This is a genomic window from Streptomyces sp. JJ66 (assembly GCF_019303495.1).
Taxonomy (GTDB): domain Bacteria; phylum Actinomycetota; class Actinomycetes; order Streptomycetales; family Streptomycetaceae; genus Streptomyces.
The window spans coordinates 2,142-18,055 of sequence record NZ_JAEVFI010000020.1; the positions used below are offsets into that span (position 1 = coordinate 2,142).

Sequence of the window (15,914 nt, forward strand, 5' to 3'; positions counted from 1 at the left end):
CTGGAGCGGTCGGTGGACATCCGCAGCCACACCTCCTCGCCGCCGGGCATGAGCGCGACCTCCAGGTGCGCCTCCTCCCACGTGCCCACCGGGTACATCCACTCAATGCCGTCGGGCCAGGTCCGCATCGCCACCGTGCGCACGCTCAGCGCCGCGGCGAAGGCGTCCAGCGCCGCCTTGGGTATCCGCACCTCCGCCGGCTCCCGCTCGATCCCCGCCACCGGGCCCCCTCTCGCGCCGTGCGGCAGGCCCGCGCCCGCCGTCGCGGATCAGCGTGACAGACCCGCCCCGCGCGCGGTGTCATGCTGTGAGGCTAGGAGACTCACAGGCCGTTTCCCCGGGTGGGCGGGGTGAACTGTGAGCCTGTGAGGTGGAGCTCGCGCCCCGTGCTCCCGCACGCCCTGGTGGCGCCCGCCGGCGCGGAGGACGATGGAGTCGTGGGCGAGCAGCACGAGGGCCAGGAGCACGGCGTCGAACCGGCGCGGCCGCCGCCGAGCGAGACTCGCGCCCGGGAGATGACGGCCGGGCTGCGCGAGGCGATGGACGACGTCCGGCGCTCCGTGACGGTTCTCGCCGCCCGGGTCCGCGACGTGCACACCGCCCGCGTTTGGATGTCGCTCGGGCACAGCAGCTGGGAGTCGTACTGCCGTGCGGAGTTCGGCATCAGCCGCGCCCAGGCGTACCGGCTCCTCGATGTCGCCCACGCGCTCGCCGCGATCCACGACGCGGCATCACCAGCCCCGAGACGTCCCGCACGCGAGACACCGACCCCGGCGCCGCGGCCGCGCTCGACCACGGCCTGTCCCAGCGGGCCCTGATCGCCGTCTTTGGCCGTACAAACGCCGTCGCGGAGATCATCACCCGCCGACTCGCCGCGCTCACCCACAGCGGCCCCCAGGCCCGCGACACCGCCGCGGTACGCGCCGTGGTCCGCCAGGCCATCCGCGACGTCCGCACCGCACCACCCCCGGCACCCGACGAACCACCGGCAAACCCGGCCGTCGCCGCGCTACGCGCCATCGTCGACGACCTGGCCGCGTGCTCGCACCAGCTCCGTGAGCCGATGCTCAAAGTCGCCCCCGCCCACCCTCTCCGACACCGAGGCCGCCGACGTCCCGGCACTCCTGTGCGACGAGACCGGAGACCGTCGAGAACGGCCTCGCTGCCCGCCACTACGCCCTGCCCAGGGACCGCCGGGCCCTGGCCGGGACAGTGCTGTAGTCGATGCTGCCCGTGGTCCAGGTCGTGCTCGCGGTCTGCGCCACGACCGGCTCCGGGGGCAGCACAGCATTCGCATAGACCAGGCGGACACGGCTGCTGCTCGTACAGCAGACCGACGCGCTCACGCAGCAGCGGCCTGCTGCTGTAACGAGCCGATGGCAACAGCGGCGGCTCGGCGAGCCGCCGCTTGTTCCAGAAATCTGCAACGGTCCGGTTCACCTGGCGCTACCGGCTCGAAGGCGGCCCCAGCCGGACACGGGAGAGGCCAGAAAGGGATACGTGCGCAACGCGAACGGGCCCCGCGCAACGGGCACCCCTCTCTGACTGCCGTGGTCAGTCGGACGTGCTCCCGGCGGTCGTCGCCGCAGACTCAGCGGCACCTTCCTGGCCGGGGATCACAACCGCCGGCGGGGCCGCCGAAGGCTCCGGCACGGACGGCCCTGACGCTCCGCTCCCAGTCTCCTTCTTCGGCGCCCGCCGCGCGCGCGTGCGGGCCTTCGGACGCCTCGCGGGTTCCTCCGCGCCGATCGCCTTCAGCTCCTCTGCGGTCCAGCCCGCTGCCTCGGCGGCGGCGAACGCCTCGCCGTACGGCGTGTCCGTCTCCGCCAACTGACGCTGGAGTTCCTTGCGCTGTCCCAGGATCTCCGCCAGCGGCTTGAACGCCTCCTCCCGGGCCGCCTGAACTTCCCTCATTCGCTGCATGATGTCGTGCGCGCTCGCCATGCCGTGATCGTACTGGCAACCGGCCGGATAGCGGCCGCGGGGACGGCCCCATCACCGCAGGCCACGGCGGCCTTTGACGGGTGGCCATACGCACCGTGTGCGCCTCCCCATGGCCTCAGCCACCCGAAGCGAGTTGTAGGTTACTGGGGCCAGTAATCGGATATCGCTCGCCGGTCTGCACTAGGTTGGATGTCGTCGACTTGGTCCAGGGATGGGCCGGGAGGGGTAGGAGAGGGGGCGCCAGCGTGGACGAGTCGCCGGCGGATGAGGGGGCGTCGCGTCCTCCGGTGCGGCGCCGTGGGCGCGAGCCGGGCGGGACCCGGTCGCACCGCTTCAAGGTCTCCTTCAACGACGCCGAACTGGCGATCGTGCAGGAGGCCGCCGACCGGGAAAACCAGGCACTGGCCGCGTGGGTCGGCAAGGCGTCACTGGCCGTCGCCACGGAACAGGTGGTCCCCGTCTCGGCGGACTCCAAGGTGGTCTTGCAGGAACTCATCCGGCAGCGCGCGCAGCTGCGCCGTGTCGGCAACAACCTCAACCAGGTGGCCCACGGGCTGCACGCCGAGTGCGAGGTGGACAACGCTCAGATCAGGGCGGTACTGGCACTGGTCCAGGAGACCGTCCGGCACGTCGACGAGGCCACCCTCCAGGTGATGAGAGAGCGGCGGCCGCGCTCGTGATCCCGAAGGAAGCAGCGCCCGGCGACGACACCGCCGGACTGCTTTACTACCTGTACGGGCCGGGCAAGCGGGACGAACACGTGGACCCGCACATGGTCGCCGCGTGGGACCCCTCCGTAGCCGATTCGGTGAAGTCGAAGGACTTCTCAATCCCCGATCTCGCGATGCTGCTGGACGCACCCGTACGCGCCCTGACGGGCAGGAAGCCGCCGTTGCACGTCTTCCATGTGGCGGTGCGCAACCCGCCCGAGGACAGACTCCTCGCCGACGAGGAATGGGCCCGGGTGGCGCGCGAGATGATGCACGCCGCCGGCATCGCCCCGTACACCGACGACCAGGGTTGCCGGTGGGTGGCCGTGCGCCACGCCGACGACCACATTCACATCGTGGCGACCCGTGCCCGCGAGGACGACCGTCAGCCGGACACGAGCTGGAGCAAGCTCCGGATGCAGGAAGCCGCGCGCGGGTTCGAGATCGAGTTCGGTCTGCGCCGCCTGGCCCACGCCGACGGAACCGCCCGCAGGTGGTCGAAGACCGGAGAGGCCGACAAGGCAACGCGCCGGGGACTATCCGAACCGGTCCGCGAGACGCTCCAGCGCACCGTGCGCGAGGCGGCGGCCGCCGCCGTCAGCGACGCCGACTTCTTCGCCCGGCTCGCCGCGGCCGGGCTGCGCGTGAAACAGCGGATCGCCCCGGACGGCAACACGACCGGCTACTCCGTGGCGCTGCCCGGAGATCGCGACAGCGGACAGAAGCCGGTGTTCTTTCCGGGCACGAAGCTCGCCCCGGACCTGTCCCTGCCGCGCGTGCGCGAACGCTGGAGCGGACCGCCGGTGAACCTTGCGGCCGCGCCGGCGGATGCGTGGCGTACGGCGGCGGAGAAGGTCCGTGCCGCCGCCGACCAGCTCGGGGCCGGAGGACTGCACGACGGTGCCGGAGACGTGGCCGCACTCGGAGACCTGATCGTGACGGCCGCCGTCGTGTCCCCATACCTGGTACGCAGCCAGATGCGGAGGGCCGCGTACGAGTACGAGCGGGCATCCCGTGCCCCGGCCGCCCGCCAGATGGAGGGTCAGGCACGCCAGCTCTACCGGGAGTCGAACCAGGTCCTCGCCCGGTCTGTGTCGGCCGTCGGCCGCAACGACACGGTCGCCGCCCTCGGTCTGCTGCTCGCCCTGGTGACCGCCGTGGAGGCCTCGCGGCGCTGGCATCAGACACAGGAGCACCGGGTCCAGGCGGAGGCCGCCGGACGGGCCGGACGACTGCTGCACGAGGCCGTCGAGGTGACCGTCGGCGTCAACGCGGCACGCGAATACAAGCCCCGGTCCAGGCGCACCGCGGCCCGGGCGGGGACCGGACGGCGCGCGGTCACGGCGCCGGGCACCCGGCCGATGGTCGGCACGGTCCAGATGGCCATCCCCGATCACGCCCGGGAGGTCCTGGCCGATCCGGCGTGGCCGACCCTGAAAGCCCGTCTGGTCGAGGTCGAGAAGGCGGGCGACGATCCGGGCGACGTCCTGGCGACGGTCGCGGCCCGCAGGGAGTTGAACTCAGCGGACTCGGTCGCCGAGGTGCTTACATGGCGACTGGACGGGTGGAGTCGTCAGCGCGGTGCGACAGCGACAACCACCGGCAAGATCTCGTCGCCGACGTCCACGGGTTTCACTGGCCGCAGCGGTGGGCCGCGCAAGACGGGGGCGCCCGGAGCGGCACGTCGGCCGCCGGGTGATGAGCAGCGTAAGGGTCCGCGACGGGCCCGCTAACGAGGGGAGCGAACATGGCAACACCGATGCCGGAAGGGGATGCCTTCGCGCAGGCCGCCGCTGAGGCGGTGCAGACCTCCGCGATGGCGTTCCGTCTGGTAACGGCCATGGCGGATGCGGTGCGCCGTCAGCAGCAGAAGAAGGCAGGGAAAGTAGAGCACCTTCCGGACGCCGGGAAGTCGGCAACCGGGGCCGCGAAGGAGGTCAGAAAGTTCCTTCCGGACGACATTGCCACGGCGCTGGTGGGGGGCGCGGACTGGCCCCACCTCGCCCAGCAGCTTATGGCGCTCCAGGACGCCGGGGTCGATCTGGAGGCGATGCTTCCGCGCGTCGGTGAGATCACTGTGGAGGTACGGGACCAGGTCGCTGCGAACGCGGAGAAGGTGACCCGCGAGGGCACCGAGGAGTGGGCGAAGGCACTGCGGGAGACGCTGCCGGCGGGGCCGGTGCGTGAGGCGATCTTGTCCTCCCCCGCGTGGCCGGAGATGGCGCGGACCATGGCGACGCTGGAGGAGCGGGGAGTCAATGTGCGGGCGATCCTTGCGTCCGCGCACCAGGAGGGCGTCGGGGTCGACCAAACCGTCGCTAAGGTGCTGGCGGCGGCGGAGGGGCCGACCACGAGCCGGGACGCGAAGCTGTCGTATGGGCCGCTGACGATTGGGCTGGATATCCCCAAGGATTTGGATTTGGGGGTGCGGGAGCGGGCGCTTCGGCAGCTGGCTGTCTCACCGTCGGAGAATCAGCGGTTTGCGCGGATGGTGCGCGAGGTGATGTCTGGGGCGGAGCGGGAGGCGGACCTTTTGGTGTCGGCTCGCCAGTGGCCGCTGGTTGCCGCGAGGATGGCGGACATGGAGAGCAAGGGGCAGCCGGTCGCGGAGCACCTGGCGCGGTTGTCGAAGGACCCCTCATGGCAGGCGGGTCCGCAGTCGCAGATGGGACGGCGGCTGGTCCAGGCTGCCAATGACGCGTTGCGTAAGCCGGTGGGTGCACCGGCGGTTCCGGGTCCGAAGGTGAACACTGCGGCGGCCCGGTCGACATCGCCGAGTCTGGGCCCTACTAAGGCGGCCGCGAAGGGGTCGGCGCCGGCCGACCCCGCAGTGACCGCGCACCGGGAGTCCGGGCCTGCTTCGAAGAGTGGCAAGACCCGGTAGCACGCTGGTCGACGAAGCGAGGTGCCGCAGCCCGGGCGGAAGCCCGGGCTGCGGCACCTCGTGTTGCGGTGGCCTTACGGCCGGGTGGCGCCGAGGTAGTCGGCGGCGGGCATGGCGGTGTCGATGGCTTCGATCTTGACGTTCTGTCCGGTGCGTGGTGCGTGCAGGACGTTGCCGTCGTCGGCGTAGAGGGCGACGTGGTAGATGAAACCGGAGCTGTCGCGCCAGAACATCAGGTCGCCGGGCTGGAGGTCGGCGCGGGCGACGGGTCGGCTGGAGGTGGCTCCGTACTGGGCGGCTGCGGTGCGGGGGAGTTGTGTGGCGGGCCAGAGGGCGTACTGCACCAGTGATGAGCAGTCCCAGCCGACGGTGTCGTCGGCGACGCACGTGCCGCTGGTGTAGCCGTTGACGCCGTCGCAGAATCCGGTGGAGGGGCCGTTGGGGGTGCCGCCGCCGTAGGCGTAGGGCAGGCCGAGTTGGGTGGCGGCCTTGCGCAGGGCGTTGGGGCCGGTGCCCGAGCCGTGGACGTCCAGCGGGGCGGGGCCCTGGAAGTCTTTGATGCTGGCCAGAATGATCCGCACGTAGTTTTGCGTCTCGGTGTAGGGCGGGACGCCTTTGTAGTCTTCTACGGCGCCCCAGCCAGCGTTGTATCCGGCCAGGGCCAGGGCGCGGACATCGCCGCCGTAGCCGGATGTCTTCGCGTCGCTCAGCAGCGAGCACATGTAGCGGCCCTGGGCCATTACGGCGTCGCCGATGTCGAAGGGGTCGGCGACACCGTTGCCGTCTTCGTCGCGGCCCCAGGTCGCCCACGTGCTGGGGATGAATTGGGCCGGTCCTTGGGCGTCGGCGCTGGAGACGGTGTTGCGGTCGGTACGGAATCCGGATTCCTGCTGGAGCTGGGCTGCCAGCAGAGCGGGAGACAGCTCAGGGTGGTGGCACTCCTCAGAGGCCTTCGCGATCCACTCCCGGAACGCGTCGGGCACTGCGGCCAGCTCGCCGCCTGCGGGCGTGAACTCGAAAGCCTCGGCGTCGGCGTCGGTCAGGGCCAGGACCAGCAAGCCGAAGGCCGTCGCCATGGTGGTGGCGACGGCCAGTGTGCAGGCCTTGAGGACCTTCACCCGCTTTCCCCCCGACTGGTTCGCGCTGTGACCTTCGCGCGTACTACATCACGGGAGGCCCGGAACGCGCGCTTCCATTGCTCAGCCGCCAGTCCGTAGGCGGCCGCCCAGGCCGTAGGGGCGCCCACTCCGCCCACACCCCGTTCGACGCGGGAGACCATCTGCCGAGCAACCCCGATGCGGGCGGCCATCTCCGTTTGGGTGAGCCCCATGCGGGCTCTGACCTCCCGGAGGGTCAGAATGGGGCATGGGGTGGAGAGATCAGCGATTTCGACGCCGAGGGCGGTGGCCAGGGCGGCGGCAACGCGGGGGTGTGGCTGGTGGCGGCCGGACTCGGCCGCGCGGACCGTGTTGGGGCTGACGCCCGCTGCGGCGGCTAAGTCCTCGACGCAGATACCGGCTTGGCACCGCAGTGTGCGCACGCGCGTTCCGTCGAACCAGGACACCTGACCTCCGCGTCCAGAAAATGCTACTCACTTGTGACCGCCTGATCACGCTACCCTCAGTGGTCCCACCGTCCAAAGGTGGTGTCTGTAACCGGGGGAGGTTTGATGATCGCTGAACCGACGGCGCCGTCGGTTCCACACGGCGCCGGGCTCGGCCCGAGGTATGTGCTGATCCCTGTGCACGGATACGGCATCGCGGTGGCCACGGTCGCCCGCATGCTCGATGTGGAGGGCAACGGCGTGGCCCGCGTGCTGGCTCCCAACGAGGCGATTCCGTACGGGGCCCAGCCGGTGCTGCTGGCGGAGACCACCGTGTACGGCGCGGTGTGCGTGGAGCGCCTGCTCCAGGCGTGGGGGTCGGCTGTGCATCGCCCGCCTAAGCCGTGGCTGGTGCTGGTCTCGGATGCTCCCGCGCGGCCAGCGGCCCCGGCCCGCTACCGGTTCCGCGCTTTGCATGAGCGTGTGGTGGGCGTGGCGCGCATCCCGTACCTGCCGAGTCTGCGCACGGTCGAGGACGCCGAGGCCGCCCTGGAGCACAAGGACGTACAGATCGCGGCCGCCAAGCTGCGCCGCCAACTCGAAGGAAAGTGACCCGCGATGGATCTGATCATGTTGGCCGACATCGTTCCCGGGGCCGACCCCACCCCGATCCCTGGTATGGACGGCACCGTCTCGGAGCTGTTCGGCTATGCGCTGTGGCTGCTGGTGCTCGCCGGTGCTGCGGCAACCGGCTTCGGCGTTTACAAGCTTGCGGTGGCCGACAAGTCGCGGCACGGTGGCGGGTCCGAGCCGTTCAAATGGATGGGGGGCGGGATCGCGGCCGTGCTGCTGTCCGGGTCGCTGATCGCCATCATCAACGGCATCGCGAGCTGAGGCAGGGGTTATGGCGAGGATGAGCAGGACGAAGCTGAACCGGGCGGCGATGTGGGCCGCGGGCGGCACGGCCATCGCCGTGCTCGCCCTGACCGGCTACGCCGTTTTCGACGGTGGTGACGGCTCTGCCGCCCCGCCGGACGAGGCTGGCGGCAGCCCCTCCGCCGGGCCCTCTCCCGGGCCGAGCTACAGCACGCCGCAGGAGTGGACCGAGCCGGAGCGGTGGGCTGTTTTGCCCCGGGGGAAGGAGACGGACGGCAACGGTAACGAGGTCGGCTTCCCCCGCAGCACCGAGGGTGCGGTGGCGATGCTGGCCAGCGTCAACACCACCGTTGTGGAGGGTGACCGGACGCTTGTCGAGGAGCAGCTGGGCATCTACGACTCTTACCTGTCTGCGGCGCGCCGAAGCGAGGATTACGCCGAGCGGATCGAACTCCAGGCCCGGGAGCGGGAGAAGGATCTGCGCCGACGTATGGGCGCTGACGTGGACGGGCCGCTGCCCCAGGGGGCGTACCTGCGCAGCTATGTGGTGGGGTTTCAGGTCGTTGAGGAGTCGCCGGGGGAGGTCAGCGGGTGGCTGCTGGGCCGCACCGTGGCCAGGGGCAACGAGCGGGCTCAGGAAAGTACGACCTATACGCGTACCCTCATGGCTGCTGTGTGGGAGGGCGGGGATTGGAAGCTGTCGCTGGACGGGACGGCGCGCGCCGCGCAGCAGGCGAAGGGAGAGGAACCCGGGATTGCCGCTCCCGGCGATGCCGCGTTCAACGAGGCCGGGTGGACTGCGCTTCGGGAGGCGTCGTGAGGCGGCGTCTGCTGGCGCTGCTGTTTGGGCTCATGGCGGTGTTGTGCCTGGTGTCCGCGCCGCTCGCGGTTGCGGATGACGGCATCACCGGTGACGTGACCGAGTTTGCGTGCGAGGCCTCCGGTGCCGGTTGGCTTCTTGATGCTGTTGATGACCTCGACTTCGATATTGACTATTGCGAAGCTGTGGGCAAGGTCGCGCAGAAGAAGGTTGATGAGGCATGGGACGCGGTATGGGACTCGATCTTTGGTGATGTGATCCGCTCGGCTGAGGACGCGGTGACGTGGCTGCTGCGGAAAATGTTCACCGTGGCGCTGATCGGCCCGTCCTTGGACCTGGAGGCCACCGGGCTGTTCGGCGAGGACAGCCAGGTGTCTTTGGCGGGCATGCTGGTGTGGCTGGGCTGGGTTCTGGCCACGTTCGGGCTGATGTGGCAGCTGGGCAAGATGGCCCTGACCGGCCAGTTGAAGTACGCCGGGCAGGCGATGGTCGGCTGGGTGCAAAACGCGCTGCTGACCGGCATCGGGCTGACGATCGTCGCGTCCCTGCTGGCCTTGGGGGACGCCTTTACCAACGGGCTGGTTGACGCCGTGTTCGGCACCGGCGGCCCGGCCTACGATCGGTTCATCACGGTGCTGATGCCTCCCTCGGTCGCCAACCCGATGCTCGTGCTGGGCATCGTCATCGCCTTGCTGCTGGTCGGCTTCATTCAGATGGTGCTGGTGTTCCTGCGCCAGTCAGCCATCCCGATCCAGTGCCTGCTGCTGCCGATCGCCGGCGCCGGACGCATGGGCGGGGAGGCGACGCGGCAGTGGGCTCCTCGGCTGATCACCTCCATTTTGGTGGTGATCGCCTACAAGCCGATCCTGGCGATCATCATCTGCACCGGCTTTGCCGAGTTCGGGCACTCCAGCACGCTGGCGGAGTGGCTGCGCGGCCTGGCCACGCTGGTCCTGGGCGTGCTGGCTCCGGGCCCGCTGACCCGGCTGTTCGCCCCGATCGGGGCGGAAGTGGGAGCGGGCATGGGGGCTGGCGGGGCGCTGGGTGCGGCCGCCAGCGTCGGCTCCTACTTCGAGCGCCGCAGTAGCGAGACCACCGAGACCACCGAGTCCCGCGAGGACTCCTCGGAGATCACTGACGCGGTCAAGCACGCCCAGTACGTGGAGAAGACCATGGGCGGCTACAGCAAGAACGGCGACGGGGGCCACGGCGGCAGTGATGATTCCGCCGGCGGTCGAGAAGCCGTGGCCCACGCCACCCGCACCTGGGCGGGCGCCAAGGTGCCCGCCCAGGGCCGTACCACCGACCCCGGCGTGGATGTGGGCGTGAGCGTGGGAGGTTCGGCCAAGTCGGGCACCGGCGCGGTGGGCGCGGGCACCGCGAGCGCGGGGGCCTCGACAGCTGCCGGTGCGGCCGGACTGGCGATCGAGGTACTCGACGGGGTCAACGACACCATGCAGAAAGGCTCGGATGAGTTGGGCAACGGGGGCAAACTGTGAGCACACATGAGGTGCCGGGCGCGCTGCGGGTGGACGGGTTCCGCACGCGCCGCGACTTCGGATTCGGCAACCTGTCCAAGGGCGGGACGATGCTCGCCGCCCTCGCCCTGGCGGCGGACGGCATCATCGCTTCCACCGAGCCGCTGACCTTGGTGGTCACCTTGCCGCTGACGCTGGGGGTGATCGGGCTGGCGGCCGCGCGGCGGCACGGGATGTCAGCGATGTCGTACTACTGGGCGAAGTTCTCCTGGCGGCGGGCGACACGGTCGGAGGCGACCGCCTACCGGCGGGTGCTGCTGCCCCACCCATTTGCGCTGGACCTGCCGGGCGTGGGCGCGTCTTCGACGTTGATCAAGGCCCACGACCCGACCAGCGGCAAGACGGTCGGAGTCGTGCACGACCGGGCGACGGGCCGTATGACGGTCTCCACGCTGCTGGCTCCCGGCGGCAGTTTGATGGCCCCGACCAACGCGGTGCAGGGCAACATCCGCACCTGGGGCAGCGTGCTGGACGCCATGAGCACCGATGAGCAGATCAAGGGCGCATCGGTCACCATCCAGGTGACCCCTGGAGCCGGGGAAGCACTCGGGGATGACGTCAAGCGGCGCAAGCGGCCTGAGGCTCCAGCGCTGGCGCGGACCACCATCGACGAATTGGTGAGGACCACGCCGCACGCGACCGCGTCGGTGGCGCCGTGGATGAGCGTCACCGTCGATCCGGGCGCGGCCGCGAACCCGCCCAGCGACTTGCACGAGCAGGTCGCCGAGGCGCTGCGGGTGGTGGACTCGCTCGACCTGAGCGGCACCGGCACCGACATCTACCGCCGCGCCACCGACGTGGACGTGCGCCGCCTGGTGCGCTCCGCCTACGACCCTGACGCCTTCCACGCGCGCGATGAGGAGTTCGCCGAGCTGGGCTGGTCGGAGTGCGGGCCGCAGGCCGCCGATGACGGCTGGGAGGAGTACGCCCACGACGGGGGCGTGTCGTTCTCCTGGGTGCTGCGGGAGATGCCGCGCCGCCCCATCCCCTACAGCGTGCTGCTGCCGCTGCTCAGCCCTGGCCGCTACCAGCGGCGCGTCACCCTGGCCTACCGGGTACTCGACCCGCACGAGGGAGAGGCGGTCTTGGAGCGCGAGATCAGCAACGCCGAGCAGCGCGCGCAGGCCACCGCGCAGGTGAAAGGCCGGGCCAAGTGGTCGCAGAAGGCCGACTACGCCCGGGCGGAGAAGGCCGCGGTGCAGGCCGCCAGTGGCGCGCAGGTCGTGGACTGGACGCTGATGGTGACCACCACCGCGCGCAGCACGGTCGAGTTGCCCGCCGCCCGCCAGGAGACCGAGCGCGCGGTGAAGGCCACCCGCGGTATCCGGATGCGGCCAGCTTTCGGGGCCCAGGCGGCCGTCTTCGCCGCCGGTCTGCCGCTGGGCTACAACCCGCTGGTGAAGGACTGAGGCCGATGGCGCGCAAACCCTCTCAGGTGACCACCCCACGGCGTATGGCGGTCCCCGGGGCCGTCGACAAGACCGCCGCGCGGGCCGAGAAGCAGGAGACGCAGCGGCGGCGGCGCACCTTCGCCGGACGGCTGGGCTGGGGCGGGCGGTTCAGCGGCCGAGCCCCGGCCGAGGATTCCGGCACCGTCTACACCGGGCCGTCCAGCCAGGTCGGCGGCGTCTACCCCTTCTTGCTGGGGGCGGGACTGCCGCCCAGGGGAGTGCCGGTGGGCCGGGACGTGCTCACTGGCGAGCTGGTGTGCATCGACCCCTCAGGCTGGACCGGGCGGCTGACCACCAACCCCGGCGTGTGGGTGATGTCGCAGCCGGGCGCGGGCAAGTCCGCCCTGGTCAAACGGGTGTGCCTGGTCTACTGCGCCTACGGCTACATGGTGTGTGTGCCCGGCGACGTCAAGGGAGAGTACAGCTCGCTGGTCAGCGAGCTGGGAGGCAGCGTGGTGCGCATCGGCGACGGCGCCGGGCGCATCAACCCGCTGGACTCCGGTCCGCTCAAGGGCCGCTCGCAAACCCTTCCCGCGGCCGAACGCGACGCACTGCTGGACGTCCTGACCGGCCGCCGCCTGGAGACCCTCGGCGCGCTGCTGTCCACCAAGAACGGCCTTGGACGGGCGCCGAACGAGATCGAGCGCAGCGCGCTGAACACCGCCGTGCAGCTGGCCGCCGACGCACACCCGGGCGCCGACCCGATCATCCCCGACGTGATCACGGTGCTGCGGCAGGCCCCCGAACCGCTGCGGGCCAAGCTCGCCGCCGACGGCGACGCCTACAAAACCCTGACCCGCTCGGTCATCGCCGGGCTGGACAACCTGTGCGACGGGCCGCTCAAAGGGCTCTTTGACGGGCCGACGACCGCCCCGATGGACCTGGACGCCCCTGCGGTGTCGGTGGACATCTCCGGGCTGCGCGCCCGCGGAAACGACGTCATCTCCGCCGGAATGATCGCCACCTGGGCGTATGCCTACTCCTCCATCGACAGCGCCCGCAGCATCGGCATGATGCGCCGCAAACTGGTCCTGCCCATGGACGAGATGTGGCGCGCTCTGCGCTCGGGCCCAGGCCTGGTGGACGCCATGGACGCGATCAGCCGCCTGAACCGCACCACCGACGACGTTACCGTCTACGTCACCCACTCCCTGCTGGACAGCGAGTCCCTGCCCACCGAGGAAGACCGCGCCAAAGCCCGCGGACTGATGGACCGCTGCGACACCTGGGTGATCGGCGCCTCCACCTCCGAGGAACTGACTCGCGTCACCGGTAAGCGGGCCCTGACCGAGCAGGAACGGCTGATGATCCAGTCCTGGTCCTCAGCTACCAGCACCGGCCTGGACACCAGCGACCAGGTGCACCCCGGGCGCGGCAAATACCTCATCAAAATCGGCACCCGGCCCGGCATCGCGGCCGCCACCGAGCTGACAACCGTTGAGGCCAGGCTCTACCACACCGACCACAACACCGCGTCCGACTAAACCGACCAGCAGACCACGAAGGGGGCTTCAGGGCTGATGATGACGGAGAATGACCGCCACTGGCTGGTCGGCGGCACCCTGGTGGGCGGGGCGGCGCTGCTGTCGGCCGCCACCTGGGCCGGGGCGGCTGCCGGCGCCGCCGTGACCGGCGCCGAGGCCGCGCCACCGTCCCCGCTGACCGTAGCGCGGATGGTGAGCGACTGGGACGCGGTGTGGGCGCAGTCGCCCACGGAGTCCCTGGCCGGTGCCATCACCGCCAACGTCCTGGTGCTCGCTGCCGTGATCTGGGGCCTGCGCTGGGGCCTGCGCTGGTTCCGCAACCCCGCCAGCCTGGCTGGCTTGCACCAGGTGCGCGAGCTAACCCCCAAACCCGCGGCCCGCACCGCGACCCGGCTGCGGGCCTCCCTCAAGGACGTGGCACCCAAGGACGTGGCACCGGCCGACCGCGGTGTGCTGCTGGGGGACCACCTGCCCTCGAAAGTGGAGCTGCGCGGCTCGGACGAGGACACCTACGTGGCGATCATGGCCCCGCGCGCGGGCAAGTCCACCTCCCTGGCCATTCCGGTTGCCGAAGAGGCCCCGGGCAGCTTGCTGATGACGTCCAACAAGGCCGACGTCTACGCCGCGACCCTCGCCAGCCGCTCCCGCCTGGGACAGGCATGGATCTTGGACACCCAGGGCGTGGCCCAGGCCGAGCGGCAGATGTGGTGGGACATGATCGCCCAGGCGGACACCCTGGAGGGCGCTGAACGCCTCGCCTCCCACTTCGTCACCCAGATCACCAGCGAGCAAGCCGACCCGTTTTGGTCCCAGGCCGCCGGGGACCTCCTGGTCGGTCTGTTCCGGGCCGCCTGGTGGGAGGGCGGCACCGTCCGCGACGTCATGAAGTGGCTGGCCGACCCGAAGGAGAAGGCGCCGCTGCGCGTGCTCTATGAGCGCGAACCCGTGCTCGCCGAGCAGGTGGACTCCTCCATCAACATCGCCGAGGAAACCCAGTCCGGCATCTACCAGAACGCGCGTACCGCCGTCAGCGCCCTGCGGGACGAGAAGGTGCTGGCGTGGGTCACCCCGGACCGGCGCCACCCGCGGTTCGACCCCGAACACTTCGCCACCAGCAAGGACACCCTGTACCTGCTGAGCAAGAAGGGCGGCCCGGCCAGCGCCGTCGTGGCCGCCCTCGCCGACGCGGTATTCACCGCCGGAGCCGAGGCCGGAGAGCGGCACGGCGGACGCCTTCCCGAGCCGATGCGCGCAGTCCTGGACGAGGCGGCGAACATCTGCCGGATCGCGGACCTGCCCGACCTCTACAGCCACCTCGGCAGCCGCGGCATCACCCCCTTCGTCATCCTCCAGTCCTACCGCCAGGGCGTGAAGGCGTGGGGCGAAGTGGGCATGGACGCGATGTGGAGCGCGGCCACCAAGAAACTGATCGGCGTTGGCCTGGACGATGCCAAGTTCGCGGGTGACGTCAGCACCCTGACCGGCGCGCACTACGTAGACCGCGGCTCCTACTCCAAGAGCAAGGAAGGCTACAGCCGCAGCGTCTCCGAGCAGCGCGAGCAGGTCCTCGATCCGGCCGAGATCCGCGCCATGAAGAAGGGCACGGCCCTGCTGCTGTCCACCGGCATGCCCGTCGCTCAGATCGCCCTGCGCCCCTGGTACGCGGAGAAGGTGATGGCCCACATCGGCCCCCAGATGCGCGACGAGGAGGCCGCCATCACCAAACGGGCCGTAGCGGCATACGAGGAACGGAAGGCGGCCCGCCATGCCCGATGAGCCAGAGCTGAACGTGCCGATCGGCATGTTCGAGGACATAGAAGACCTCAAGACCCAGGTGGCGAGCCTGTCCGCCCTGGTAAAGACGCTCACGGCTAGCGAGGACGAGGACACCGAGCCCGCGGAACAATCCGCCGACGCGGGCGCTGCGGAGGAGACGGCCGGCACGGAGGCCACCCCCGACGAGGACGGCGACGACGAGGAGTGGCAGTACCCGCCGTTCATTCTGCTACTGGACCCGCCGGAGTACGACGACGAGCTGCGCGCCCTGATCGAGTGGGTGGAGGGGGTGCTGGTACCCGGCTACCTCGCGGAGCCGTCAGCCGATGCCCGGTGGTGCCACCTGTGGTGGGAGCACCCCGTCGCCATCGCCCGCCTCCACGCCGTGTGGCTCGCCTGGCAGGAGCTGACAGACCCGGCGTCCTGCGGGTACACCGGCCCCTCGGTGTGGCACCGCGACCACCTGGACCCCGCCATGCGGGAGCTGCGCGCGTCCACCGGACCGTTCGGTGGCTGCGTCAAGGGTGAGCATCAGATCGAGCACCGCATGCCCAGTTTGGTGCCCAGCGCCTGGATGCACGCCGAGAACTGACGCAGCCCCACACCGTGGGCTTCCCCAGCCCGCGTCTCGCGGCGGCCGTTGCCTTGGTGGCCTCTTGACGCTGCCGGCGCCCTTCCATGTGTGGTCATACGGCTCGATGACCTGGTCCAACGGGGGTGAGGGCGTCGGCGGTGCACCGGGCGTGGGTGTGCAGGGAGCCGGTGTAGAGCTGCCCGGCCGGGCGTCGCAACCGAAGGGATGGGCCTGTGACGAGGGAACTGGGCAGGCAAGGAGGGAGAAGGGAGCCACGGCCTTCGGCTACGGCGGCGGCCTAGGGAGTCCCGTAG

16 protein-coding genes are annotated in these 15,914 nt (G+C 70.6%); 12 read left to right on the forward strand and 4 right to left on the reverse strand.

Annotation, left to right across the window (positions count from 1 at the left end; translation table 11 throughout):
• Positions 1-221, reverse strand: a 221-nt coding sequence (locus tag JJV70_RS15645; RefSeq protein WP_219048593.1) for a hypothetical protein, incomplete at its 3' end; no start/stop codon positions are given.
• A gap of 165 nt (positions 222-386) precedes the next feature.
• On the opposite strand from JJV70_RS15645, the gene JJV70_RS15650 reads away from it, so the two are divergent.
• Positions 387-818 (forward strand): hypothetical protein, encoded by a 432-nt coding sequence (locus JJV70_RS15650; protein WP_257574032.1) that lies wholly within the window; start codon positions 387-389, stop codon positions 816-818.
• A 736-nt stretch (positions 819-1,554) separates the two neighbouring features.
• On the opposite strand, the gene JJV70_RS15655 is transcribed toward JJV70_RS15650, so the two are convergent.
• A complete protein-coding gene (locus JJV70_RS15655; RefSeq protein ID WP_219048595.1) occupies positions 1,555-1,944 on the reverse strand; it encodes a hypothetical protein in 390 nt (129 codons plus the stop codon).
• 245 nt (positions 1,945-2,189) lie between these two features.
• Between JJV70_RS15655 and mobC the strand changes: the two genes are divergently transcribed.
• Genes mobC through JJV70_RS15670 form a run of 3 tightly spaced genes read left to right on the forward strand, consistent with a single transcriptional unit; the run spans position 2,190 to position 5,538 of the window.
• On the forward strand, positions 2,190-2,624 hold the full coding sequence (gene mobC / locus JJV70_RS23415; RefSeq protein WP_219048596.1) for a plasmid mobilization relaxosome protein MobC: 435 nt from the start codon (positions 2,190-2,192) through the stop codon (positions 2,622-2,624).
• A complete protein-coding gene (locus JJV70_RS15665) occupies positions 2,621-4,387 on the forward strand; it encodes a relaxase/mobilization nuclease domain-containing protein (protein ID WP_219048597.1) in 1,767 nt (588 codons plus the stop codon). Before mobC ends, JJV70_RS15665 begins: the two co-directional genes overlap by 4 nt.
• 14 nt (positions 4,388-4,401) lie before the next feature.
• Positions 4,402-5,538, forward strand: a complete 1,137-nt coding sequence (locus JJV70_RS15670) for a hypothetical protein (protein ID WP_219048598.1) — start codon at positions 4,402-4,404, stop codon at positions 5,536-5,538.
• A gap of 74 nt (positions 5,539-5,612) precedes the next feature.
• On the opposite strand, the gene JJV70_RS15675 is transcribed toward JJV70_RS15670, so the two are convergent.
• On the reverse strand, positions 5,613-6,656 hold the full coding sequence (locus tag JJV70_RS15675) for a bifunctional lytic transglycosylase/C40 family peptidase (protein ID WP_308294833.1): 1,044 nt from the start codon (positions 6,654-6,656) through the stop codon (positions 5,613-5,615).
• A complete protein-coding gene (locus JJV70_RS23520; RefSeq protein WP_219048599.1) occupies positions 6,653-7,102 on the reverse strand; it encodes a helix-turn-helix transcriptional regulator in 450 nt (149 codons plus the stop codon). The genes JJV70_RS15675 and JJV70_RS23520 overlap by 4 nt, the downstream gene beginning before the upstream one ends.
• A gap of 105 nt (positions 7,103-7,207) precedes the next feature.
• Here JJV70_RS23520 and JJV70_RS15685 point away from each other — a divergent pair, with 105 nt between their 5' ends.
• The 8 genes from JJV70_RS15685 to JJV70_RS15720 are packed head-to-tail and all read left to right on the forward strand — an operon-like array spanning position 7,208 to position 15,618.
• Positions 7,208-7,693, forward strand: coding sequence for a hypothetical protein (locus JJV70_RS15685; protein ID WP_219048600.1), 486 nt, complete (start codon positions 7,208-7,210; stop codon positions 7,691-7,693).
• A 6-nt stretch (positions 7,694-7,699) separates the two neighbouring features.
• Complete coding sequence (locus tag JJV70_RS15690) at positions 7,700-7,975, forward strand: hypothetical protein (protein WP_219048601.1); 276 nt, start codon at positions 7,700-7,702, stop codon at positions 7,973-7,975.
• A 19-nt stretch (positions 7,976-7,994) separates the two neighbouring features.
• The gene (locus JJV70_RS15695) at positions 7,995-8,777 is read left to right on the forward strand and encodes a hypothetical protein (RefSeq protein ID WP_219048602.1); all 783 of its coding nucleotides are present in this window, start codon (positions 7,995-7,997) and stop codon (positions 8,775-8,777) included.
• The gene (locus JJV70_RS15700) at positions 8,774-10,276 is read left to right on the forward strand and encodes a hypothetical protein (protein ID WP_219048603.1); all 1,503 of its coding nucleotides are present in this window, start codon (positions 8,774-8,776) and stop codon (positions 10,274-10,276) included. Before JJV70_RS15695 ends, JJV70_RS15700 begins: the two co-directional genes overlap by 4 nt.
• Positions 10,273-11,724 carry an SCO6880 family protein gene (locus JJV70_RS15705; RefSeq protein WP_308294834.1) on the forward strand — a complete coding sequence of 484 codons (1,452 nt, stop codon included), beginning with the start codon at positions 10,273-10,275 and terminating at the stop codon, positions 11,722-11,724. The genes JJV70_RS15700 and JJV70_RS15705 overlap by 4 nt, the downstream gene beginning before the upstream one ends.
• Positions 11,725-11,729: 5 nt before the next feature.
• A complete protein-coding gene (locus tag JJV70_RS15710) occupies positions 11,730-13,250 on the forward strand; it encodes an ATP-binding protein (protein WP_219048604.1) in 1,521 nt (506 codons plus the stop codon).
• A gap of 36 nt (positions 13,251-13,286) precedes the next feature.
• Positions 13,287-15,026: a type IV secretory system conjugative DNA transfer family protein gene (locus tag JJV70_RS15715; RefSeq protein ID WP_219048605.1), complete on the forward strand. Its 1,740-nt coding sequence runs from the start codon at positions 13,287-13,289 to the stop codon at positions 15,024-15,026.
• Positions 15,016-15,618 (forward strand): DUF4913 domain-containing protein, encoded by a 603-nt coding sequence (locus tag JJV70_RS15720; RefSeq protein WP_219048606.1) that lies wholly within the window; start codon positions 15,016-15,018, stop codon positions 15,616-15,618. The genes JJV70_RS15715 and JJV70_RS15720 overlap by 11 nt, the downstream gene beginning before the upstream one ends.
• The last annotated feature ends 296 nt before the right edge of the window (positions 15,619-15,914 follow it).